Origin of the sequence: Massilia sp. GER05, assembly GCF_052056005.1 — a bacterium.
Lineage (GTDB): Bacteria > Pseudomonadota > Gammaproteobacteria > Burkholderiales > Burkholderiaceae_D > Telluria > Telluria orientalis.
The window spans coordinates 5024670-5046656 of sequence record NZ_CP178858.1; the positions used below are offsets into that span (position 1 = coordinate 5024670).

At 65.9% G+C, this 21987-nt stretch carries 20 protein-coding genes; 13 read left to right on the top strand and 7 right to left on the bottom strand.

The annotated features are described in order from the left end of the window. Position 1 precedes the first annotated feature (1 nt). A complete protein-coding gene (locus ACL58G_RS22245; protein ID WP_413388406.1) occupies positions 2-1267 on the bottom strand; it encodes a lipoprotein-releasing ABC transporter permease subunit in 1266 nt (421 codons plus the stop codon). 161 nt (positions 1268-1428) lie between these two features. Here ACL58G_RS22245 and ACL58G_RS22250 point away from each other — a divergent pair, with 161 nt between their 5' ends. Genes ACL58G_RS22250 through recJ form a run of 4 tightly spaced genes read left to right on the top strand, consistent with a single transcriptional unit; the run spans position 1429 to position 6283 of the window. Beyond that, entirely contained in the window at positions 1429-2649 is a 1221-nt protein-coding gene (locus ACL58G_RS22250; protein ID WP_440963205.1) for a hypothetical protein, read from the top strand. Between the two features lie 17 nt (positions 2650-2666). After that, on the top strand, positions 2667-3500 hold the full coding sequence (locus ACL58G_RS22255) for a ferritin Dps family protein (protein ID WP_413388404.1): 834 nt from the start codon (positions 2667-2669) through the stop codon (positions 3498-3500). Positions 3501-3524: 24 nt separating this feature from the next. After that, positions 3525-4589 carry a hypothetical protein gene (locus tag ACL58G_RS22260; RefSeq protein ID WP_440963206.1) on the top strand — a complete coding sequence of 355 codons (1065 nt, stop codon included), beginning with the start codon at positions 3525-3527 and terminating at the stop codon, positions 4587-4589. A gap of 44 nt (positions 4590-4633) precedes the next feature. After that, positions 4634-6283, top strand: coding sequence for a single-stranded-DNA-specific exonuclease RecJ (gene recJ / locus ACL58G_RS22265; protein WP_440968095.1), 1650 nt, complete (start codon positions 4634-4636; stop codon positions 6281-6283). 99 nt (positions 6284-6382) lie between these two features. Here the strand turns inward: recJ and ACL58G_RS22270 are convergent, their stop codons facing one another. Continuing rightward, the gene (locus ACL58G_RS22270) at positions 6383-8221 is read right to left on the bottom strand and encodes a rhamnogalacturonan lyase (protein ID WP_440963207.1); all 1839 of its coding nucleotides are present in this window, start codon (positions 8219-8221) and stop codon (positions 6383-6385) included. A gap of 104 nt (positions 8222-8325) precedes the next feature. Further along, the gene (locus tag ACL58G_RS22275) at positions 8326-8763 is read right to left on the bottom strand and encodes a YybH family protein (RefSeq protein WP_440963208.1); all 438 of its coding nucleotides are present in this window, start codon (positions 8761-8763) and stop codon (positions 8326-8328) included. Between the two features lie 162 nt (positions 8764-8925). Between ACL58G_RS22275 and ACL58G_RS22280 the strand changes: the two genes are divergently transcribed. The 4 genes from ACL58G_RS22280 to ACL58G_RS22295 all read left to right on the top strand — a co-directional run bounded on the left by ACL58G_RS22280 (position 8926) and on the right by ACL58G_RS22295 (position 11223). Next, positions 8926-9363, top strand: coding sequence for an MbcA/ParS/Xre antitoxin family protein (locus ACL58G_RS22280; RefSeq protein WP_413388400.1), 438 nt, complete (start codon positions 8926-8928; stop codon positions 9361-9363). Beyond that, entirely contained in the window at positions 9364-10047 is a 684-nt protein-coding gene (locus ACL58G_RS22285; RefSeq protein WP_440963209.1) for an RES family NAD+ phosphorylase, read from the top strand. A 13-nt stretch (positions 10048-10060) separates the two neighbouring features. Then, positions 10061-10381 carry a DUF2288 domain-containing protein gene (locus tag ACL58G_RS22290; RefSeq protein WP_413388399.1) on the top strand — a complete coding sequence of 107 codons (321 nt, stop codon included), beginning with the start codon at positions 10061-10063 and terminating at the stop codon, positions 10379-10381. Between the two features lie 98 nt (positions 10382-10479). Continuing rightward, positions 10480-11223, top strand: a complete 744-nt coding sequence (locus tag ACL58G_RS22295; protein ID WP_413388398.1) for a GAF domain-containing protein — start codon at positions 10480-10482, stop codon at positions 11221-11223. On the opposite strand, the gene ACL58G_RS22300 is transcribed toward ACL58G_RS22295, so the two are convergent. Together ACL58G_RS22300 and ACL58G_RS22305 are read right to left on the bottom strand one after the other, a co-directional pair. Next, positions 11224-11562: a hypothetical protein gene (locus tag ACL58G_RS22300; protein ID WP_440963210.1), complete on the bottom strand. Its 339-nt coding sequence runs from the start codon at positions 11560-11562 to the stop codon at positions 11224-11226. It lies immediately after the preceding gene. Continuing rightward, the gene (locus ACL58G_RS22305) at positions 11559-13583 is read right to left on the bottom strand and encodes a bifunctional 2',3'-cyclic-nucleotide 2'-phosphodiesterase/3'-nucleotidase (RefSeq protein ID WP_440963211.1); all 2025 of its coding nucleotides are present in this window, start codon (positions 13581-13583) and stop codon (positions 11559-11561) included. Before ACL58G_RS22305 ends, ACL58G_RS22300 begins: the two co-directional genes overlap by 4 nt. Before the next feature lie 77 nt (positions 13584-13660). Between ACL58G_RS22305 and prfB the strand changes: the two genes are divergently transcribed. The 4 genes from prfB (at position 13661) to ACL58G_RS22325 (ending at position 17704) form a co-directional block, all read left to right on the top strand. Further along, positions 13661-14765 (top strand): peptide chain release factor 2 gene (gene prfB, locus ACL58G_RS22310; RefSeq protein WP_440963212.1). Its coding sequence is split into 2 segments (ribosomal slippage): positions 13661-13741 and positions 13743-14765, totalling 1104 coding nucleotides; the frame shifts between segments, so codons are not numbered across the junction. 4 nt (positions 14766-14769) lie between these two features. Then, a complete protein-coding gene (locus ACL58G_RS22315; protein ID WP_440963213.1) occupies positions 14770-15459 on the top strand; it encodes an HAD family hydrolase in 690 nt (229 codons plus the stop codon). Between the two features lies 1 nt (position 15460). After that, on the top strand, positions 15461-17005 hold the full coding sequence (lysS, locus tag ACL58G_RS22320; protein ID WP_440963214.1) for a lysine--tRNA ligase: 1545 nt from the start codon (positions 15461-15463) through the stop codon (positions 17003-17005). A gap of 123 nt (positions 17006-17128) precedes the next feature. Further along, entirely contained in the window at positions 17129-17704 is a 576-nt protein-coding gene (locus ACL58G_RS22325; protein ID WP_413388391.1) for a hypothetical protein, read from the top strand. 112 nt (positions 17705-17816) lie between these two features. Here ACL58G_RS22325 and ppnN read toward each other — a convergent pair whose 3' ends face one another. After that, positions 17817-19187 (bottom strand): nucleotide 5'-monophosphate nucleosidase PpnN, encoded by a 1371-nt coding sequence (gene ppnN, locus ACL58G_RS22330; protein WP_413388390.1) that lies wholly within the window; start codon positions 19185-19187, stop codon positions 17817-17819. 235 nt (positions 19188-19422) lie between these two features. Here ppnN and ACL58G_RS22335 point away from each other — a divergent pair, with 235 nt between their 5' ends. Continuing rightward, a complete protein-coding gene (locus ACL58G_RS22335; protein ID WP_440963215.1) occupies positions 19423-20925 on the top strand; it encodes a peptide MFS transporter in 1503 nt (500 codons plus the stop codon). A gap of 66 nt (positions 20926-20991) precedes the next feature. On the opposite strand, the gene ACL58G_RS22340 is transcribed toward ACL58G_RS22335, so the two are convergent. Beyond that, on the bottom strand, positions 20992-21921 hold the full coding sequence (locus ACL58G_RS22340; protein ID WP_440963216.1) for an NAD-dependent epimerase/dehydratase family protein: 930 nt from the start codon (positions 21919-21921) through the stop codon (positions 20992-20994). Positions 21922-21987: the final 66 nt, after the last annotated feature.

Sequence of the window (21987 nt, forward strand, 5' to 3'; positions counted from 1 at the left end):
GTCATTCATAGCGGAGTGCCTCCGCCGGTTTCACGCGCGACGCGGACCAGCTGGGATAGATGGTCGCGACGAAGGCCAGCAGCACGGAGACGCCGCCGATCTTGGAGACGTCCGGCCAGCGCAGGTCGGACGGGATTTCGCTGATCAGGTAAATATCCTTGGACAGGAACTGCACACCGAGCAGGTGCTCGATGAACGGGACGATGACGTCGATATTGAGCGCCACCAGCACGCCCAGGCCCACGCCCGCCGCGGTGCCCATGATGCCGACGAGGGCGCCCTGGATCATGAAGATCTTCGTGATCGAGCGCGGCGACGCGCCAAGGGTGCGCAGGATGGCGATGTCGGGCTGCTTGTCGGTCACCGTCATGACGAGGGTCGAGACGAGGTTGAACGCGGCGACGGCGATGATCAGCGTGAGGATGATGAACATCATGCGCTTTTCCGTTTGCACGGCGGCGAACCAGTTGGCGTTCAGCTGCGACCAGTCGCGCATGATCAGCTCGCCCGACATGCTGCGCTTGAGTTCCTGCGCGACGAACGGGGCCTGGTGCATGTCGGCGATGCGCAGGCGCAGGCCGTTCGGCGCGTCGATCCGCACCATGCGCTGCGCGTCCTCGATGTTGATGAACGCGAGCGCCGAATCGAATTCGTAGTGGCCGGCCTCGAAGATGCCGCTCACCGTGAACACGCGCGAGCGCGGAACCATGCCGGCCGGCGTCGTCTGGCCCTGCGCCAGCAGCATGTTGACCTTGTCGCCGATGCCCACGCCGAGCGAGCGCGCGAGCGCGTAGCCGATGACGATGTTGTACTCGCCGGACTTGAGGCTCTCGATGCTGCCCTGGCGGATCTGCTTCGCCACGTCCGACACCTTGTGCTCTTCCGACGGCAGGATGCCGCGGATGACGGCCGGCTTCATCGTGTCCTCGCGCACCAGCAGCCCCTGCGTCTCGACGAACGGCGCGGCGCCGCGCACGGCCGGGTTGCGGAAGGCTTCCTGCTCGGCCTGGCGCCAGTTCGGCATGGTGCCGCTCGCGTCAAACACTTCGATGTGCGCGAGCACGGACAGCATGCGGTCCGTGACCTCCTTCTGGAACCCGTTCATCACCGACAGCACGACGATCAGGGCGGCCACGCCGAGGGCGATGCCGGACACGGAGATCAGCGAGATGAAGGAAATGAAGCTGTTGCGGCTGCTGCGCTTGCCGGCGCGCGTGTAGCGCAAGCCGACCAGCCATTCGTACGGCAGTTTGTGGATGAGGCTCATGGGCTCCATGGTAAATGCTTGGGTCCCGCAGTTTGCCACACAACGCTCATCCATGTGGGGCGTTGTCACAATTGGAAGTACTTTTTCTATCTTGCACACACCATAAAAAGTCCGGAACTCCGGGCGCGGCAAGACTATCGAACGCAGACAGGAGGCCCACCATGGCATTTTCCGTCTTCGATTCGAAGGGCACGCCGCTCGACCGGCAGCACACCACGTGGCGCGACATGGTGCGCAGGCCGATCAGCAAGCTGGACGACGATGCCTTTACCCGCATGCGCATCATCCTCATGAACGGCGTCGAGCTCGAGGCCCTGCGCTTCTCGCACATGGCCGCGCGCTGCAACATGGCGCTGCGCCAGCCGCTGGCCGACGTCAGGCGGGTCGAACAGCACCAGGCCACGATGGTGAACTGGCTGCTGGCGCCCGATCATTCTCCGCTCGAGACGACCATCGCCTACGAACAGCTGGCCATCGAGCTGACGGCGAGCGTGGCCCGGGCCGAGCCGGACGACTACCTGTCCGGCGTGTATCGTTTCGGCCTGCTGGAAGACTTCGACCACCTGTACCGCTATGCGGCGCTGCTCGACCGCGTGGAGGGCAAGGATGCGAACAATATCCTGCAGAGCTATACGGACATCCTCCCCGGCCGCCCCACGCCCGAGCACCACCGCGCCCCGCGCGACGACCTGCGCATCCCGTACGACCGCAGCATGGCCGCGATGCTCAGCAAGCTGCATGCGCTGACGATCACGGCGGCCGAGGCGCAGACCCACAACTATTATATGAACGTGGGCCCGACGTTCGCCGACCCGGTCGCGCGCCAGCTGTATGCGGAGATCGCCTCGGTGGAAGAACAGCACGTCACGCAATACGAATCGCTGCTGGACCCGACGGAGACGTGGGTCGAGCAGTGGATGCTGCACGAGGCGAACGAGTGCTACACCTATTACAGCTGCGTCGAGACGGAGACGAACCACCACGTCAAGGCCATCTGGGAGCGGTGCCTCGACTTCGAGCTGGGCCACTTCCACATGGCCGCCGACGCGTTCCGGCGCTACGAGCGGCGCGATCCGGCCGAGATCGTCGGCGATTTTTCAGGCCCGATCCCGTTCCGCAGCCAGCGCGACTACGTGCGGCAGGTGCTGGCCAGCGAAGTCGACCTGCGCGCGCTGGGCACGCAATTCGTGCCGAAGGCGCACGAAGACCAGGCCAGCATCGATTACCGCCGGCAGATGAACGGCGACGGCTCGCCCAGCGCGGCGGTGGCGGCCGGCTACGTTTGGACGCCGGGCACGGAACTCGTGAGCCATGGCGCCGCCACCACGACGGCCGTCACGACGACCCTGCCCGCCAACCAGGGCGGCGTCGTCCAGCCCTGAACCGCAACGGAGACACCATGGCACAGCAGACCGAACACCTCGGCATGAACCGGACGGGCGTGCAGATGTCGCCCATCGACACGGCGGCCATGCAGGGCAGCGACAACGCGCCGATCCGCGGCGCGCCGGGCGACGAGCGCGCCCTGCTGGACGCGCGCGAAGCGCTCATCATGGACGCCGGCGACATCGGCTCCATCCCCATGCCGGGCTCGGTCGCCGGCGCCGTCAACATGGGCATGCACATGCTCAAGGGCGACCGGCCGCAGATCCTGCTCGACAAGCTGGGCGAACGCCTCGCGTTCGAACGCACGGGCACCCGTTTGTACGACGCGCTGCTGGCGAAATGCGACGTGATGCAGGGCGGCCCCGCCGGCATGACGCGCGACCACGTCGCCGCCATCCGCCGCGACGAAGCCCGCCACTTCCTGCTGCTGAAGGACGCGATCGAATCGCTGGGCGGCGATCCGACGGCGCAGACGCCCAGCGCGGACGTGACCGGCGTCGAGTCGCTGGGTTTCGTGCAGGTGCTGAACGATCCGCGCACGAGCCTCGCCCAGTCGCTGCACGCGCTGCTGACCGCCGAACTGGCCGATCGCGCCGGCTGGGAGACGCTGATCGCGCTCGCGGGCGAGGCCGGCCAGGACGACCTCGTGGCCGGCTTCACGCTGGCGCTGGAAGACGAGCACCGGCACCTCGTCCTCGTCCAGGGGTGGTATCACGAGGCGATCGGGCTGACGCCCGTTCCCGGGATGCTGCCGCCGGGCGGGTCGGCCGGCATGCCGCCCGATTCGACGACCGCGCCAACGACCTCGCCGGACGTGACGACGCCGGGACCGGGGGCGGACATCTGAGTCCATTTCGCCTAAAATAGAGGGATGGCCCACATTTCGCTCGTCCTGCCGTTCGCCCTCCCCGCTCCCGAATTCGCGCCCGACCTGACCCGCGCCCTGCAGGCGCCGGCGCTGGCCGCGCTGTTATCGAAAGTATCAGACGCGCGCTACCGCCCGCTCGACACCGACGCACGCGTCCTGCCGCATGAGCTCTGGATCGCGCGGGCGCTGGGCGTCGCGCACGGGCTCGTGCCGGGGGTCGCGACCAGCGCGATGCGCGCAATCGGCCTCGATCCGGAGGACGGCATGTGGTTCGTCGTGAACCCGACCCATATCCAGATCGCGCGCACGCATTTGCAGATGGACGACATGCGCCAGCTCGACCTGCGCGAGGACGAAGCGCGCGCCCTGTTCGACAGCGCCCGGCCCTGCTTCGAGGACGCCGGCTACGCGCTCGCATGGGGCGCCCCCGACACGTGGTTCATGCGCGCGGACGACTGGACCGAGATCGCGACGGCGAGCCCGGACGCGGCCGTCAACATGAACCTGACCGACTGGATGCCGTCCGGCCCGCAGGCGCGCGCGTTCCGCAAGCTGCAGAACGACGTGCAGGTGACGTGGTTCACGGACCCGGCCAACGCGGCGCGCGAGGCGCGCGGCCAGTTGCCGATCAATTCCTTCTGGCCGTGGGGGAATGCGAGCATGGCGACCGAACACGCCCAGCAACTGGTGGCGAAGGTTTCCGGCAAGCCGCTCGTGCGCCCGCGCGTGGCGGCGTTCGACACGCCCGGCTGGCTGACGGCGCTGGCCGACCGCCGCCTGGACAGCCTGGCGAACGTCGACGCGCTGCTGGACGGCGGCGACGACTGGCTGCTCGCCTGCGGCAACGTGGCGGCGCCCGGCATCGCGGCCGACTGGCATGGCTGGCTGCAGCAGATGCAGCGCCTGGAGACCGGGCTGTTCGCGCCCTTGCTGGCCGCATTGAAAACCGGCCGCATCAAGGAGGTGCGCCTCGTGCTGAGCCACCGCGACGGCCACCTCGAAACGACGACGACCCCGCTGGCGCAACGTAAATTCTGGCGCCGCCCGACCCTGGAACGACTGCTTTGAAAACCCGCATCACCATCCGCCCCTGCCCCGTAAGACTCTCCGAAATGCTGCGCCAGGGCGGGATCCACCCGGTCCTCGCGCGCGTGTACGCGGCCCGCGGCCTGACCGACCCGCGCGAACTGGAGACCGGACTTCAAGCATTGGTACCGCCCGGCGCGCTGCGCCAGATCGACGCGGCGGCCGTCTACCTCGCCGACGCCATCGCGGCCGGCAAGAAGATGACCATCGTCGCCGATTACGACTGCGACGGCGCCACCGCCTGCGCCACGGCGATCCGCGGCCTCACCGCGATGGGCGCGCGCGTCGACTACATCGTGCCGAACCGCTTCGAATACGGCTACGGCCTGACGCCGGAAATCGTCGAACTGACGGCGCGCGAGAAAGCGCCGGACATCATCATCACGGTCGACAACGGCATCGCCAGCATCGACGGCGTGGCGGCGGCAAAGGCGCGCGGCATCGACGTCGTCGTCACCGACCACCACCTGCCGGGCGACGCGCTGCCGGACGCGCGCGTGATCGTGAACCCGAACCAGCCGGAATGCGGCTTCCCCAGCAAGCACCTGGCCGGTGTCGGCGTCGTGTTCTACGTGCTGCTGGCCCTTCGGGCGGAATTGCGCAAGCGGGGCGTGTTCGACGCGCAGACGCAGCCCAAGCTCGACAACCTGCTCGACCTCGTCGCGCTGGGCACCGTCGCCGACGTGGTGAAACTCGACACGAACAACCGCATCCTCGTCGCCCAGGGGTTGAAGCGCATGCGCGCGGGCCGGATGCACGCGGGTGTCGCGGCGCTGTTCCGCGTGGCGGGGCGCGAGGCGCGCTGCGCGTCGCCGTTCGACCTCGGCTTCGCGCTCGGCCCGCGCCTGAACGCCGCCGGCCGCCTGGAGGACATGGCGCTCGGGATCGAATGCCTGATCACGGACGACGAGGGCCGCGCCTGGGCCATCGCGCAGGAACTCAACGACATCAACCTGAAACGGCGCGAGATCGAGGCCGACATGCAGGGTACGGCCCTGCTGCACCTGGACGATTTCGAGCCGGCGGACGCCAGCACCATCGCCGTGTTCGACGACGGCTGGCACCAGGGCGTGATCGGCATCGTCGCCTCGCGCCTGAAAGAGAAATTCTACCGCCCGACGATCACGTTCGCGCCCGCGGGCGACGGCTGGATCAAGGGTTCCGGCCGCTCGATCCCGGGCTTCCACCTGCGCGACGCGCTCGACCTCGTGTCGAAGAAGGTGCCGGGGCTGATCGACAAGTTCGGCGGGCACGCGATGGCAGCCGGCCTGTCGATCCGCGGCGACCATTTCGACACGTTCGCGCAGGCGTTCGAAGCCGTCGGCCGCGCGTGGCTGACGGAGGCGCAGCTGGAGCGCGTCGTCGAGACGGACGGCCCGCTGGAAGACGATTTCTACAGCACGCAGTTCATCGAACTGCTGGACAGCCAGGTGTGGGGCCAGGGGTTCGCGCCGCCCGTGTTCTGCGACGAATTCCGTGTCGTCAGCCAGCGCATCCTGAAGGACAAGCACCTCAAGCTGCTGCTGGAGCGGAACGGGCGGCGCTACGATGCCATCTGGTTCGGGCATACGGATGCGCTGGGCGACAAGGCGCGGGTGGCGTTCCGGCTGGATGCGAACGAATACAACGGGGTGACCAAGGTTCAACTGCTCGTCGAGCACGCGGAACCTGTATAACCCGCTTTCCGCCTGGTAGGGTGGGCACCCCTGTGCCCACGGGACGTTTGCAGTTCGCCGGCGTCCGCGTGGGCACGGGGTGCCCACCCTACCCGCCGTTCAACGCGTAAAAATCGGCGCCTGCGTCACCGTCCCCATCCCTTCGCCCAGGTAGAAACTCGGATGCGGCGGCTGGTTGTACCCCGCATTCTGCCCCGCGACCTGCGCCCGGTACTGCGGATCGTGCATCAAGGTCGGGATGCGCGTCGTGGTCGGCGCCGTCGTCGTGAACACGAGCAGGGCCGAGTTGTCCGCCGTGCGCCACACGACTTCCTCGCGCCAGTCGCCGAGGATGTCGGCCGACAGCACCGGCGTCGCCTTGGTCCCGTTGTTCGACGCCGCCCCGTACGGCGCACCGTCGAGCAGGCGCACGACGCTCCCCGTCGCCGGCTGCCATTTGTTGATCACGGTGCCGTCGAGCAGTTCGCGGCCCAGGTCGCCATCCCACCAGCTGGCGAAATTCATGTTCCCCGGACGCGCCGTGGAAATCTGGTGCCCGTTCGCCGCCATCAGCCCGCCGCGCGACGCCCAGCATTCCTCGCCCAGGTAGTTCGGATCGATGTCCGCGCACACGCCGCGCCCCACGTCCGCACCGCTGCCGCTGACGCCCCACAGGATCCGGCCCGTCGCCGCGTCGTGCATCTCGGAGCCGGTGGCGCCGTAGCAGGACGGGGTTTCGTGCACCATGTACGCCTGCAGGCCCGCGCGGGTCGGGTCCAGCTTGCCGACGTGCAGCGCGTCGCCGTGGCACAGGCCGGTGCTGTACAGCATGTGTCCATCGCTGCCGATCGCGGCCGCGCCGTAGACGATGTCGTCGCGGCCGTCGCCGTCGACGTCCGCCACGGCGAACCAGTGCGAGCCCTGGCCGCGCACGGCGCTGCCTTCCTTGTCCGTATCGAACACCCAGCGGCTGGACAGCACGCCGTCGCGGTAGTCCCACGCCGCGACCACGGCGCGCGTGTAATAGCCGCGCGAGAAGATGGCGCTGGGCCGGCGGCCGTCCAGGTAGGCGACGCCGCCCAGGAAACGGTCGACGCGGTTGCCGTAGTTGTCGCCCCACGCCGCCACCGAGCCGCGCGCCGGCAGATAATCCGTGGTCGCCAGCGCCTTGCCCGTGCGGCCATCGAATACCGTCAAATACTCGGGGCCGGACAGGATGTAGCCGTTGGCATTGCGGTAGTCGGCATTGGCGTCGCCGATCACCTTGCCCTGCCCGTCGACGGTGCCGTCGGCCGTCTTCAGCATCACCTCGGCCTTGCCATTGCCGTCGAAGTCGTACGCGACCACCGTCGTGTAATGGGCGCCCGCGCGGATATTGCGGCCCAGGTCGATGCGCCACAGCCGCGTGCCGTCGAGTTTATAGGCGTCGACATATGTGTTGCCGGTATAGCCCGACTGCGAATTGTCCTTGGCATTGGTCGGCTGCCATTTGACGATCAGCTCGTACTGGCCGTCGCCGTCCAGGTCGGCCGGCGTGCCGTCGTTGATGTCGTAGGTGTAGGCCTCGCCCTTCGGCGTGACGCCGCCCGCCGGCCGCTGCACGGGAATGCGCAGGACGGGCTGGCTCCACGTGGCGCCGGCCGCTTCGTCCTTCTTTTCGTGCCCGTCGACGATCGCGCGCACGGTGTAGCGGGCCGCCGGCGTGCCATTGGTGTCCGTGAAATTGCTCGCCGTAAGTGGCGCGCCGTTCAGGCGGACGCCGTCGCGGTAGAGGTTGAAGCGGGTATCGGGGTCGTCGACGCCCAGCACGCGCCAGCTGACGAAGACGCCGCCGCCGGTGGCGACGGCGACGACGCCGCGGTCGAGTTTTTCAACCTGCTTGCCCTGCGCGGCAAACGCGGATTGCGCGAGGGCGAGCGCCAGCAGCCCTAGCGGTGCAACGGTTCGGATCGGTATCATGTCTCCAGCCTGCTCGTCGTTGTTGTTGGGCGTTCGAGTATCTGGATTGGCCCGGGGAGTGTCAATTCGGTCCAGGCAAGCAGTCACAATGTTGAGCGGGGCGACTACTCTTTCTTGCCGCACTGACAGGGCGGCGCCTCGCCCCGGTCGAACACGATCTTCCACCGCCCCGGCGCTTCCAGCCGCCAGATCGAGTTGTAGCGTCCGACCACCCTGCCGCTGGGATCGTAGACAGGCCCGCCGCTATAGGCCAGGGTGCCGGAATCCACGACTTCCACCTGCTCCGGCTCCCACGAGAATGGCGCGCGTTCGCCGTCGTAATACTTGCGCCACGCATTGGCGACGGCCTCGCGCCCGCGCAGCGGGGTCGGGCCGGCAAAGAAGATGGCCTCGTCGGCCAGGAAGGATGTGAACGCGGCGTGGTCGCGCGCCTTCATCGTCGCGGCGAAGGCACGTTCGGTGTCCGCCACCTGTTTCTTCAGCTCGTCGTGCGACGGCCGCGCCGCGCTCGCCATAGCCAGCATCAGCGTGCTGATGCACATGACCCCAATCGACAGCAGACGCATCGCGCCCCCCTTTGATGTCGTTTACCAGGATGATGATTTGACAAGCCTTGAATTCTGGCACGGCAGTACGGTTTGTACAAGATGCTTGCACGATGTCCGAAAGCGGAGTATATATAGTCCATAACCGGAGGATTCCTCATGAGCTACGCCTACGCCTACCCCAAGAGCCGGTTCGAACCGGCGGTTCTTGTCGACCTGTCCGCCCGCTCCGAGCGCGAACGGCTGTCGGAATCGGCCCTGAAAGGTTTCTTTCGCCTGGCCGGCGCCTGGCAGATCCGCGACGAGGATGCGCGCGAGCTGCTCGGCGGCCTGTCGTCGTCCTCGTTTTACGAATGGAAGAAGCACCCCGCACGGGTGCTGGAAGTCGACCGCATCACGCGCATCTCCTACCTGCTCGGCATCTATAAAGCCCTGCACATCCTGTACGGCGACAAGCTCGCCGACGAATGGATCCACCTCCCCAACACCAATCCCATCTTCAACGGCCGCACGCCGCTGGCCTACATGCTGGGCGGCGGCCTGCTGGCGATGCAGACCGTGCGCCGCCTGCTCGACGCCCGTCGCGGAGGGCTGTGAGTGAAACTCATCCCGCGCCTGACCGCGCTGCGGCAGTTCGATACGTGCCGCCTGATCCCGTCGCGCTTCGCCGACCTCGAAGACTCGGTGCTGGCCCCGCTCGCCGATGACGATGGCATGCTGCGCGACCTGTTCGACCTCGACAACGCCACCAACGACCGCCTGCGCGGCGAGTCCGGCCTGCTGCCGGGGATCGGCGTCGACGAACTCGTGTTCGGCGTGCCGAACTTCCGCATCATCAACGCGGCCTACACGTATGCGCGGCCGGAAGGCAGCCGTTTCAACGACGGCGAACGGGGCGCGTGGTATTGCGCGTTCGAGATCGAGACGGCGCTGGCCGAGGTGGCGTTCCACAAGGCCGTCGAATACCAGGAAATCGGCCGCTTCGACGACAGCGTGAGTTACCAGGCCCTGCTGGCCGACTTCAGCGCCAGCTTCCACGACCTGCGCGGCGCCGATACCTGGGACGACTGCCTCGCGGCCGGCAGCTACGTCGCATCGCAGGCGCTGGCGGCGGAGCTGCTGGAGGCGGGTTCGATGGGCGTCATCTACCCGAGCGTGCGGCGGCCCGAGGGCACGAATCTCGCATGCTTCCGCCCCGCATTGGTCGGTAATGTCCGCAAGGGCCATGCATATCGGTTAACATGGGCGGGTTCGCCGCTTCCCGCCATCGAACCCCTCTGAATCAGACATCGCCATGAAAACCGATCCGCTCAAAGACACCGAACTGCACGACAAGATCAACCGCGAGACCGCCCGCGTGCACTGGTCCGAACTCGAACGCCATTTCGCCCACGGCTCCGTCGTGTACGTGAGCGAAGACCTGGACCTCGTCGAAGTCGCCCTGCGCATCGCCCATGATGACAAGGATGCCATCAACCGCTGGATGAACGAAGGCAAGGTTGCCAAGGTATCCGACGTGCAGGCGAGCACCTGGCAGGCGTCCGACACCCTTCTGTGGGCGTCCGTCGTGAGCCCGTTCGTGCTCGTGCAGCCGGAAAAGCACGCCGTTCACTGAGAAAGTGTTGGCCAGCAAACACATTACCTTGAAGCAACTAGTTTTTAAGAAATGTGATCCCTCCGAATCCGCTATACTGGCGTGAAGTGAGGAAGTTTATGCAAAGCAACTTACAAGAAGACGATCCGATCCTGACCACGAGCGAAGTCGCGCGCCTGCTCGGCGTGGCGACGAGTACGGTGCAGATCTGGATGGAAAGCGGCGCGATCGAATCGTGGAAAACGCCGGGCGGACACCGCCGCACGCGCCTCTCCCTCGTGCAAGGCCTGATGCATGGCGACGACCAGGCCCGGTCGACCCCGAATCCCAGCACGGACAAGGAATACCAGCCGGCGCCGCAGCCGGGTTACCCCATCGGCGCCAACGAACGTTCGCGCCTCGCCGCGCTGGCCGCCACCGGCCTCGTCGACACCGACGAGGAAGCCCGCTTCGACCGCCTCGTCCGCCTCGCCTCGATGGTGACCGGCTCGCCGATCGCCCTCATCTCCCTGCTGACGTCGACCCGCCAGTGGTTCAAGGCCCGGGTCGGCCTCGCCGCCCGCGAGACGCCGCGCGACTGGGCGTTCTGCTCGCACGCGATCCTGAAAAACGAGCTGTTCGTCGTCGAAGACGCGATGGAAGACGAGCGCTTCCGCACGAATCCGCTCGTGCTGCAGGAACCGCACATCCGTTTCTATGCCGGCGTGCCGCTGCGCGACAAGTCCGGCCAGCCGCTCGGCACCTTGTGCGTGATCGACCGCGAACCGCGCCGCCTGCGCGCGGCCGAAGTGCAAGGTCTCATCGACCTGGCCGAGATCGCCTCGGGCGAGATCCAGGCCACGGGCCGCAACAGCCGCAACTGATCAATGCCGGTCTGCCGCGTGCGCGCGGTGGGCCAGCGCGTGCGCGGCCGCGCGCATGAGCATGTCCGCCCGCCGCGGGTCCGGCTCGGACAGCGCCAGCTCCTGCAACGCTTCCGGGTACTCCAGCTCCGCCGCCCGCGCCAGCCACGCGCGCGCGGCCACCGCGTCGGGCGGCCCGCCTTCTCCGTCCGCCAGCATGTGCGCCAACAGGAACATCGCGGCAGGTTCGCCGCCTTCCGCCCGTTGTTGCAGGCGATGCCGCCGGGCGTCCACGCCTGCGTCCGCGAACGCCGGCAGCGCCAGCGCGCCCAGCAGCATGGCTGCGAACATTCTCTTCATTTCGACAGGTCGACCGCGTACAGCGCGAAGCCCCTGCCCTGGCCGTCGTCCGCGCGCAGTTCCGTGACGCTGTCGATGCCTGCGGCGCGCGCCAGGTCCAGCTTACCCGGCGGCGCGTGGAACACGACCGGTCCGGCCGTCGTCACGGGCGTGAAGCGCCAGCTGCGCGCCGCGCCGTCGGCCGCCCGCGTGAGCCGCTTGTGCGCGCGGATCCAGGCGATCAGCACGTCGCGGTTCGTGTCCGGCGACGCGATCACCGTCTTGCTGCCGTCGAGGCCCGGAAAGTTGCCGCCGCCGCTCGCCCGGTAGTTGTTCGTCGCGACGAGGAACGCCTGCCCGCCGGCCACCGGCTTGCCTTGCCACTCGAGGTTGCGGATGCGCTGGCCGGGCGGGCGCGTCACGTCGATCTCGTAGCGCAGATCGGGGTCGGTGACCGTGTCGAAGTTATAGCTGGGGAAGCCGCCGTTGACGAGTTCCTGCGGTTCGGTGCGCGCCGGGTCGATGGTGTTGAAACGGTGCGCCGCCTTTTCCAGCCAGGCCGTCAGCGCCGCACCGTCGACTTTGACGGCGTACAGCGCATTCGGGTACAGGTAGAGGTCCGCCGCGTTGTTCAGCGCGAGGCTGCCGGGCGCCACGTCGGTGTAATCGCCCGGTCCCGCCGCGCCGGCCTTGAACGCGGCGGACACGGACAGCACCGGCAGGTTCGCGTACTGCGGCAGGTTGGCCTTCACGTAGGCGCGCACGTAATCCGCCTGCGCGGCGTTGACGGGTTGCAGCGCCGACGGATCGCCCAGGTCGGCGAAATACGTCGACATGCGGAAGTCCGTGCTGCCGACCGGCGTTTTCACATAGCGGATCGTCGCCTCGTGCTCGGCGCGCACGAGGTCGAGCACGGCCGGGTCGGCTGCCACGTACGATTTATCCGCCTGCTGCGTGGCGCGCGTCTCGACGACGGTATTGTCACGGGCGATCGTCCAGCCCTTGCCGTCGTGGCGCAGATCGAAACGGATCACGCCGAGGTGCTTGCCCCACAGGCTCGCCATCACGGTCGGCACGCCGAACACGGTGCCGCGCGCCTTGTCGACGTTCGGAAGATTGAACTGCGCCACCGTGCTCGTGGGGTTCGGGAACTGCTGGTGCGCGTGGCCCAGCAGCAGCGCGTCGATGCCGGGGACCTGCGCGAGGTAGTAGTTGCCGTTTTCCATCGTGGGCGAGTACGGGCTCGCATCGAGGCCGCCGTGCGAGATCGCGACGATCACGTCGGCGCCCTTCCCGCGCATCTCCGGTATGTAGCGCCGCGCCGTCTCGACGACGCCTTCCGTGGTGACGCGGCCTTCGAGCCAGCGCTTGTCCCAGGACAGGATCGTGGGCGTGGTGAAGCCGATGATCCCGACCCTGACCGTTGCCTCGACGGGCTTGCCGGCGGCGTCCTCGGCCCGCACGCGCTTCTCGATGATGCGGTACGGCGCGAACAGGGGCTGGTGCGTCCGGACGCTCACGACGTTCGCCAGCACGATCGGGAAGCCGGGACCGGCGCAGGGTTTCTGCGCGCGCGGGACGCCGGGCACGTCGAAACGGTTGCCCGTGACCTGGCCGAGAAAGCCGAGGCCATAATTGAAATCGTGGTTGCCGACGGCGCCGCCGTCATAGCCGAGCCACTTCATCACCTTGTGGATGCCCAGCAGCTCGCCGCATTTCACCGGCGCGACGACGGCCTGGTAATCGCCCAGCGCGCTGCCCTGGATCGTGTCGCCGTTGTCGAGCAATACCGTATTCGGGAACTCGCGCCGCGCCTGGGCGATCAGGGTCGCCGTCCGGTCCAGGCCCAGCGACGGATCGGCCGCCAGCTTGAAATAATCGTAACCGACGACGTTCGCGTGCAGGTCGGTCGTCTCCAGGATCGCGAGCGTGGCATGAGTGCCTGCTGGCAAAGATGCGCGCGGCACAGGTGCGGCGCCGGCGGCGGCGGCCATGGCCGCGAGCGGCAGCAGGCGGAACAGGTGGGAAAGGTGGCGCGTCATGGGCTCGCATGATAAAGCATGCGCGCACTAAGGTATAATCTCCGGTTCGATTCAACCACAGAAAATTGCCACAGACCATGGAAGCTGAACGCATCAATGCCCTCTCCTCCCTGCTGAACGACCTGACCAGCCGTGAAGCCGAACTTCGGAGGTATCTTTGACTTCGACCGCAAAGCGGAGAAGTTAGAGCAGGTCAACCAGGAGCTGGAAGACCCCGCCATCTGGAACGACCAGAAACGCGCCCAGGAGATGGGCCGCGAGAAGAAGGCGCTGGAAGGCGTCGTCCTCACGCTGGAAAAGGCGCGTGCCGACCTGACGGACGCGGCCGACCTGTTCGAGATGGCCCGCGAAGAAGGCGATGACGCCACGATCGAAGCGGTCGAAGGCGATGCCGGGGAAATCAGGAAGGTCATCGAGGCGATGGAATTCCGTCGCATGTTCAGCAACCCGATGGACCACGCCAGCTGCTTCATCGACATCCAGGCCGGCGCCGGCGGCACCGAGGCCCAGGACTGGGCGTCGATGCTGATGCGCCAGTACCTGCGCTATTGCGAGCGCAAGGGCTTCAAGGCCGAGGTGATGGAACTGTCCGAGGGCGAGGTCGCCGGCATCAAGACGGCCACCATCAAGGTCGAAGGCGAATACGCCTACGGCCACCTGCGCACGGAAACGGGCGTGCACCGCCTCGTGCGCAAGTCGCCGTTCGACTCCGCCAACGGCCGCCACACGTCGTTCTCGTCGATCTTCGTGTACCCGGAAGTCGACGAATCGATCGAAATCGAAATCAACCCGGCCGACGTCCGCATCGACACGTACCGCGCGTCCGGCGCCGGTGGCCAGCACATCAACAAGACCGACTCCGCGGTGCGCCTGACCCACGCCCCGTCGGGCATCGTCGTGCAGTGCCAGAACGACCGCTCGCAGCACCGCAACAAGGCCGAAGCCTTCGACATGCTGCGCGCCAAGCTGTTCGAACTGGAACTGCGCAAGCGCATGGCCGAACAGCAGAAGCTGGAAGATTCGAAGACCGATGTGGGCTGGGGCCACCAGATCCGTTCGTACGTCCTCGACCAGTCGCGCATCAAGGACTTGCGCACCGGCTTCGAGACCGGCAACACGAAGAACGTGCTGGACGGCGACCTCGACGACTTCATCTCCGCTTCGCTGAAGCAAGGGGTGTAAGCCGATGGCCTTCATCTTCGACATGGACGGCACCATCGTCGACAACATGGCGTTCCACACGGATTCCTGGCTGGCGTTCTTCGAGCGCCACGGCAAGACGTACGACGCCGACGCGTTCTTCCGCGAGACGGCGGGCGCGCAGGGTCGCGAGATCCTGCGCGAACGCCTCGGCCCGGAGATCACGGACGACGAGATCGCCGTGCTGGCGCACGAAAAGGATGAACTGTACCGCGAGATGTACGGCCCGCACCGCAGCGCGATCCAGGGCTTCGAGGCTTTTGTGACGGCCGCACGCGCGCAAGGCGTGAAGCTGGCGGTGGCGACGTCCGCCCCGCCCGCGAACATCGTCTTCACGCTCGACGAGCTGGACCTGCGCCGCCATTTCGACACCGTCGTCGGCGCGGCCGACGTCGCGCGCGGCAAGCCGCATCCGGACGTCTTCCTGAAAGCGGCCGAGAAGCTGGGCGTCGACCCGCGCGACTGCATCGTGTTCGAAGACGCGCCGATGGGCGTGGAAGCGGCGCGCCGCGCCGGCATGAAGGCCGTCGTCATCACGACCACCCTGCCCGCCGAGGCCTTCCGCGAATTCGACAATATCGTCCGCATCGTGGAGCACTACGAAGACTTGCGCGTAGGCGACCTGAACGTCGGCGAGCTGCTCGGCACCCGTGATTCCAAACTAGACAGACACTGACATGAGCAACGAAAACCAAGAACAGCAGAACGAGCCCACGACTCTCGCGGCCGAGGACAACAAGATCATCGCCGAGCGCCGCGCCAAGCTGGCCGCGATCCGCGAAAAAGGCATCGCGTTCCCGAACGACTTCGTCCCCCAGCACAAGGCGGCCGATCTCACCGAGCAGTTCGGCGGCTGGACCCGCGAACAGCTGGAAGCGGAACCGCAGCAGGTCGTGCTGGCCGGCCGCATGATGCTCAAGCGCGAAGCGGGCAAGAAGGCCGCCTTCGCGACCTTGCAGGATGCGTCGGGCCTGCGCGCCGACGGCCGCATCCAGATCTACGTCACCCTCGACAACACGGGCGAGGAAGCGATGGAAGCGCTGCGCCACTACGACCTGGGCGACATCCTCGGCGTCGTGGGCACGCTGTTCAAGACCAAGACCGACGAGCTGACCGTGAAGGTCACCCTGCTCCGCCTGATCACCAAGTCGCTGCGCCCGCTGCCGGACAAGTTCCACGGCCTCGCCGACCAGGAAACGAAGTACCGCCAGCGCTACGTCGACCTGATCATGAACGAGGAAACGCGCCGCACGTTCAAGGCACGTACGGCCGCGATCTCGTCGATCCGCCGCTTCATGCAGGACCACGGCTTCATGGAAGTCGAGACGCCGATGCTGCACCCGATCCCGGGCGGCGCCGCGGCGAAACCGTTCATCACGCACCACAACGCGCTCGACATGCAGATGTTCCTGCGCATCGCGCCGGAACTGTACCTGAAGCGCCTCGTCGTGGGCGGCTTCGACCGCGTGTTCGAAATCAACCGTAACTTCCGCAACGAGGGCGTGTCGATCCGCCACAACCCGGAATTCACGATGATGGAGTTCTACGCCGCGTGGACCGACTACAAGTGGCTGATGGACTTCACGGAAGCCGTGATCCGCCAGGCCGCCATCGACGCCCACGGCACGGCCGAACTGACGTACGGCGGCCGCGCGCTGGACCTGTCCAAGCCGTTCCACCGCCTGACGATCGTCCAGGCCATCAACAAGTTCGCCCCGCACTACATGGACGAACAGCTGCACGACATGGACTTTTTGAAGGCGGAACTGGCGAAGTTCGGCGTTAAGCCGCACGCCATCTCGGGCCTGGGCGCGCTGCAGCTGTCGCTGTTCGAAGAGACGGCGGAAGCGCAGTTGTGGGAGCCGACCTTCATCATCGACTACCCGGTCGAAGTGTCGCCGCTGGCGCGCGCGTCGGATACGCGCGAAGGCATCACGGAACGCTTCGAGCTGTTCATGGTGGGCCGCGAGATCGCCAACGGCTTCTCGGAGCTGAACGACCCGGAAGACCAGTCGGCACGCTTCCTGGCGCAGGTCGAAGCGAAGCAGGCGGGCGACGAGGAGGCGATGTACTACGACGCCGACTACATCCGCGCGCTGGAATACGGCATGCCTCCCACCGGCGGCTGCGGCATCGGCATCGACCGTCTCATGATGATCATCACCGATTCGCCGAACATCCGTGACGTGCTGCTGTTCCCGCACCTGCGCAAGGAAGATTGATCGACGGAGCGATGCAATGCATCACGAAAAAGGCGCGAACGAGAAATCGTCCGCGCCTTTTTCTTCGCCGACTCCCGGCATGACAATCACACGAGTAGAAGTCCGTGCAAAAATGGATATGACGTGCAATTGCAACGCCAGAAGATCCCACTCACGGTCCAGGCAACGAGAAAGGTGGATAACATGCAGTTCTTCGCAGCGCTTGTCGAGCATCTCATCGTCGGCATACTGGCCTTGGTTTGGATTTTGCCCGTGGCGCATTTTTTCGGGATCATTCCGTTACTTCCGCCGACAGAAAAATGGTCGGATTATAAAGAAGTACTGATTGCCGTCGGCTTGCCTGCTGCTTACGTCGCCGGCATGTTTGTGGACGTGTTTGCCTCGATGGCGACGCAGCGCCTACGAAACTTCGCCAAAAGAAGGTTCGGGGCTGCTTCAGGCACCTCTTACAAAAACACGATCAGGATTATCAAACCCTCCGCCGACGAAAGTGCCCGCTACCTGCTTCAATTGACAGCACGAGAAAAAATAGCTCGAGGAGCAGCACTGAATTTTCTTATAGGCGCATTCGTCAATTTCGCGCTCCCGAAAAGCACGTACTCCATACCGGGTTGGCTACTGATTGCCCTTTGCGTTCTCGGGACCTTTGTCTGGATGCGCCTGTACGGTCTTGTCGACAGATTCAAGGCACACTGGTAACCCGGATCGGGCGTCACACCCTACATAAGGATTGCCCATATAGCCGGCAAAAGAGGCCGATCTCAGGGAAACGGCCGCCCACCACACGCCGCAGACGACCGTTTGGCTTCCCTTATCGAACCACCCGATAGCAAGGCACATACTCCTTGCCCGGCAACTTCATGCGGCTCTGCTCCACGAACGACTGCAGCAGCTTGTCCATCGGCGCCATGATCTCGTTCTCGCCATGGATCTCGAACTTGCCGAACTGTTCGATCGCACGGATGCCCTCTTCCTTCACGTTGCCCGCGACGACGCCGGAGAACGCGCGGCGCAGGTGCGCGGCCAGCAAGTGCGTTTCCTGGTTCTTGTGCAGCGACAGGTTGCGCATGTTCTCGTGCGTCGGGCGGAACGGCTTCTGGAATTCCGGATCGATGCGCAGGCCCCAGTTGAAGTAGTACGCGTCGCTGCGCGACTTGCGGAATTCGCGCACCTGGCGGATCCCCTGCTGCATCTCGCGCGCCACCGCATCCGGGTCGTCGATGATGATCTTGTAGCGGCGCTGCGCCGCCTCGCCCAGGGTCAGGCCGATGAACTGGTCGATCTGTTCGAAGTACTCGCGCGCCGTCGCCGGGCCCGTGAACACGAGCGGGAACGGCTGTTCCGCGTTGTCCGGGTGGAGCAGGATGCCGAGGATGTACAGGATCTCTTCCGCCGTGCCGGCGCCGCCCGGGAACACGACGATGCCGTGGCCCGTGCGCACGAAGGCTTCGAGGCGCTTCTCGATGTCCGGCATGATCACGAGGTCGTTGACGATCGGGTTCGGCGATTCCGCCGCGATGATGCCCGGCTCCGAGATGCCCAGGTAGCGGCCGCCCTGCAGGCGCTGCTTGGCGTGGCCGATGGTGGCGCCTTTCATCGGCCCCTTCATCGCGCCCGGACCGCAACCCGTGCAGATGTCGAGTTCGCGCAGTCCGAGCTGGTAGCCGACGTGCTTCGAATAGTTGTACTCGACCCGGTTGATCGAGTGGCCGCCCCAGCACACGACGAGGTTCGGGTTGCGCTGCGGCTGGATCACGTTGGCGTTGCGCAGGATGTGGAAGACGGCGTCGGTGATGCCCTCCGGGCGCGTGAGGTCGAAGCGCGGATTGTCCGTCACTTCGAAATTCACGTAGACGATGTCGCGCAGGACCGAGAACAGGTGCTCGTGGATCCCCTTGATCATCTTGCCGTCGACGAAGGCGTGCGCGGGCGCGCCGCGGATATCGAGCTTGATGCCGCGTTCGCGCTGGATGATCTTGATGTCGAAATCCTTGTAGCGCTCGAGCAGCTCCTTGCCGTCGTCGATCGAACTGCCGGAGTTGAGCACCGCCAGCGCGCACTTGCGGAAGATCTGGTAGAGCCCACCCTGGCTCGTATCGAGGAGCTTGGCCACTTCGGCCTTGGACAGGACTTCCAATCGGCCTTCCGGAGAAATCAGCGTATCGACAACGTCGTAGTTCATGGTGTATTCCTTTTCTCTTCTGTGAATCGGTGTGGCTTTTGCTCCAATATACGACAAGTCAACCGAGTTTGCGTCTCCGTTTTCGCTTATGCCGATTCCGCATATGGCTGAGCTGTAAAAAGCTGGCCCCATATGCACGATTTCCACTAAAATGCGACGCTAGCCGCGGTCCTTACCCAGGACGCGCAGGCCAGGAAAAGACAATCACTCTTAAAAAGATTAGGGGAGGAACCGCATGAGCGGTGCAGCTACTTCAACCGCCGAACCGAAGGCGGTCCCGGAATTCAAGCAGATCATGGGCCATCCGGCGCCCCTCTGGATGCTGTTCATGACCGAATTCTGGGAACGCTTCGCTTTCTACGGCATCCGTTGGGCCCTGGTGCTCTACATCGTCGCCCAGTTCTACGGCGGCAGCGGCGTGGGCCAGGCCGACGCCAACCTGACCTATGGTTCCTACCTCGCCCTGGTGTATGCCGGCGCCGTGTTCGGCGGCTACATCGCCGACCGCGTGATCGGCTACCAGCGCTCGATCCTCGTCGGCGCCTCGTTCATGGTGGCCGGCCTGTTCGCCATCACCATTCCCAACCCGGACATCTTCAAGCTGGGTCTCGCCACGATCATCGTCGGCAACGGCATGTTCAAGCCGAACATCTCCGCCATGGTCGGCCAGCTGTACGGCATCAACGACCAGCGCCGCGATTCCGGCTTCACGATCTTCTACATGGGCATCAACGGCGGCGGCTTCCTCGCCCCGATCCTGACCGGCGCGCTGGCGCAGAGCATGTCCAGCCAGACCGGCGTGCCCGCGTACAAGGTCGTGTTCTTCGCCGCCGGCGTCGGCATGATCCTGTCGCTGATCTGGTTCCAGATCGGCCGTCGCATGCTGAAGGGTATCGGCGCTGCCACCGGCCCGCTGGCCAATCCGGTACGCCTCGTCGGCGTCGTCATCGGTTCGCTGCTCGTCATCCCGGTCGTGTACTTCCTGCTGAAGCTCGGCGCGGAAAAGCTGCAGGGCGTGCTGTCGGTCCTCTTCATCATCCTCGCGATCATGCTGATGGTGGAAGGCATCCGCGGCGGCGCGGTCGTGCGCGACAAGACGATCGCCATGCTCGTCATCTTCTTCTTCAACGTGATGTTCTGGTGCTTCTTCGAACAGGCCGGCAGCTCGTTCACGTTCCTGGCCGAATACATCGTGCGCCGCGACTTCGGCGGCTGGACCTTCCCGACCGGCTGGTTCCAGTCCGTGAACACGCTGGCCATCATCGTGTGCGCGCCGATGGTCGCCGCCGTGTGGGTCGCGATGGGCCGCAAGAACCCGTCGATCCCGCGCAAGTTCGGCCTGGGCCTGATCTTCAACGGCCTCGCCTTCCTGCTGCTGATGTTCGCGCTGCAGCACCTCGTCGGCGCCGACAGCAAGATCCCGTTCTGGACGCTGTTCATGGTGTACGTGATCCAGTCCATCGGTGAGCTGTGCCTGTCGCCGATCGGCCTGTCGATGGTGACCAAGCTCGCACCGACCCGCCTCGTGGGCCTGGGCATGGGCGGCTGGTTCCTGTCCACCGGTATCGGCAACAACCTGTCGGGCATCTTCGCTTCCGTGGTCTCGGGTGAAAAAGGCATGACCGTGGAATCGGCGCTGTCCGGCTACACGTTCGGCTTCTGGGCCCTGATCGGTGCCGGCGTGCTGCTGTTCCTGGTCGCACCGCTGATCCAGAAACTGATGCACGGCGTGAAGTAAAACGTCACGCTTCGTCCTCGACGGCGGCCTGCGGGCCGCCGTTGTCGTTGCCGTTGTCGATTCGCGTCAGACGAACGCCAGGTCGTGCAGCTGGATCGTCTCGTCGATCCAGTCCTCGCAATGGCCGAACCGGTAACCGAGCGCCTGCGCGCGCGACGTGTCGAGCACCATCGCGCCCGGCACGTCGAACGGCGACAGGCGCCCCATCTCCGCCGGCGGCACGCGCTGGCGCATGCGTACGGGCGTGTCGAGCACGGCGCCGACCCGCTCGTACAGGCTTTTTGCCGACAGAGCGCCGTCGCAGGCCGCATTGACCGGCCCCGTGAAATCCTGCATCCCGACCCACACGAGGAAGTCGGCCGCGCCCTGCAGCGGCATGAACGACAACACGGCGTCCGGGTTCGAATACTCCAGCACCCCGTTCATGCGCGCCAGTTCCACGTAGTGCGCGAGGCGGCCGGTAAAGTCTTCCGGCCCGCCCAGCACGTGCGCCAGGCGCGGCGTGACGAGGGGCAGCGAGCCGTCGCGTACGAGATAGGCCTCCGCCTGCACCTTGCCCGCGACGTAGCACTCGGTCGCGCGACACGGGTCGTGCCACGGATAGCCCGTGTCGATCGGCTGCGCCTCCACGGCCAGGTCGCTCTCGCGCAGCGGGTCGGCGTGGTCGTAGCCGAGGGCGCGGTAAGCGTCGATCGTGGACGCCATCACGTAGCGCCCCACCTTGCCCGCGAACGTGCGCACGGCGATGGCCGCGTCCAGCGGGTTGTAGCACATCTGGTCGTACACGATGTCGAACGGGCCGCGATGGGCGAACGCGTTGCGCATCGCGGTCTCGTTGCGGCGGTCGACGCGCACGCGCGCGATCCGGTCGCCGAACGGGTCGGGCGCATAGCCGCGCGTCGCGATGGTGACGCGATGGCCGGCGCGGAGCAGCCGCTGCACGAGCAGCTTGCCGATATAACGGGTACCGCCGATCACCAGGACATTCTTGGGCATGAAGTTTTCCTTAGTCTGTGGGCGAGGCTCGTAGCACTGTTTTGGTGAATCCGTTATATTCTGTAA

Excerpts from the sequence above, each read along its gene's own strand:
- ACL58G_RS22245 (WP_413388406.1), bottom strand. The coding sequence starts at position 1,267 with ATGAGCCTCATCCACAAACTGCCGTACGAATGGCTGGTCGGCTTGCGC.
- ACL58G_RS22250 (WP_440963205.1), top strand. The coding sequence starts at position 1,429 with ATGGCATTTTCCGTCTTCGATTCGAAGGGCACGCCGCTCGACCGGCAG.
- ACL58G_RS22255 (WP_413388404.1), top strand. The coding sequence starts at position 2,667 with ATGGCACAGCAGACCGAACACCTCGGCATGAACCGGACGGGCGTGCAG.
- ACL58G_RS22260 (WP_440963206.1), top strand. The coding sequence starts at position 3,525 with ATGGCCCACATTTCGCTCGTCCTGCCGTTCGCCCTCCCCGCTCCCGAA.
- recJ (WP_440968095.1), top strand. The coding sequence starts at position 4,634 with ATGCTGCGCCAGGGCGGGATCCACCCGGTCCTCGCGCGCGTGTACGCG.
- ACL58G_RS22270 (WP_440963207.1), bottom strand. The coding sequence starts at position 8,221 with ATGATACCGATCCGAACCGTTGCACCGCTAGGGCTGCTGGCGCTCGCC.
- ACL58G_RS22275 (WP_440963208.1), bottom strand. The coding sequence starts at position 8,763 with ATGTGCATCAGCACGCTGATGCTGGCTATGGCGAGCGCGGCGCGGCCG.
- ACL58G_RS22280 (WP_413388400.1), top strand. The coding sequence starts at position 8,926 with ATGAGCTACGCCTACGCCTACCCCAAGAGCCGGTTCGAACCGGCGGTT.
- ACL58G_RS22290 (WP_413388399.1), top strand. The coding sequence starts at position 10,061 with ATGAAAACCGATCCGCTCAAAGACACCGAACTGCACGACAAGATCAAC.
- ACL58G_RS22295 (WP_413388398.1), top strand. The coding sequence starts at position 10,480 with ATGCAAAGCAACTTACAAGAAGACGATCCGATCCTGACCACGAGCGAA.
- ACL58G_RS22300 (WP_440963210.1), bottom strand. The coding sequence starts at position 11,562 with ATGAAGAGAATGTTCGCAGCCATGCTGCTGGGCGCGCTGGCGCTGCCG.
- ACL58G_RS22305 (WP_440963211.1), bottom strand. The coding sequence starts at position 13,583 with ATGACGCGCCACCTTTCCCACCTGTTCCGCCTGCTGCCGCTCGCGGCC.
- ACL58G_RS22315 (WP_440963213.1), top strand. The coding sequence starts at position 14,770 with ATGGCCTTCATCTTCGACATGGACGGCACCATCGTCGACAACATGGCG.
- lysS (WP_440963214.1), top strand. The coding sequence starts at position 15,461 with ATGAGCAACGAAAACCAAGAACAGCAGAACGAGCCCACGACTCTCGCG.
- ppnN (WP_413388390.1), bottom strand. The coding sequence starts at position 19,187 with ATGAACTACGACGTTGTCGATACGCTGATTTCTCCGGAAGGCCGATTG.
- ACL58G_RS22335 (WP_440963215.1), top strand. The coding sequence starts at position 19,423 with ATGAGCGGTGCAGCTACTTCAACCGCCGAACCGAAGGCGGTCCCGGAA.
- ACL58G_RS22340 (WP_440963216.1), bottom strand. The coding sequence starts at position 21,921 with ATGCCCAAGAATGTCCTGGTGATCGGCGGTACCCGTTATATCGGCAAG.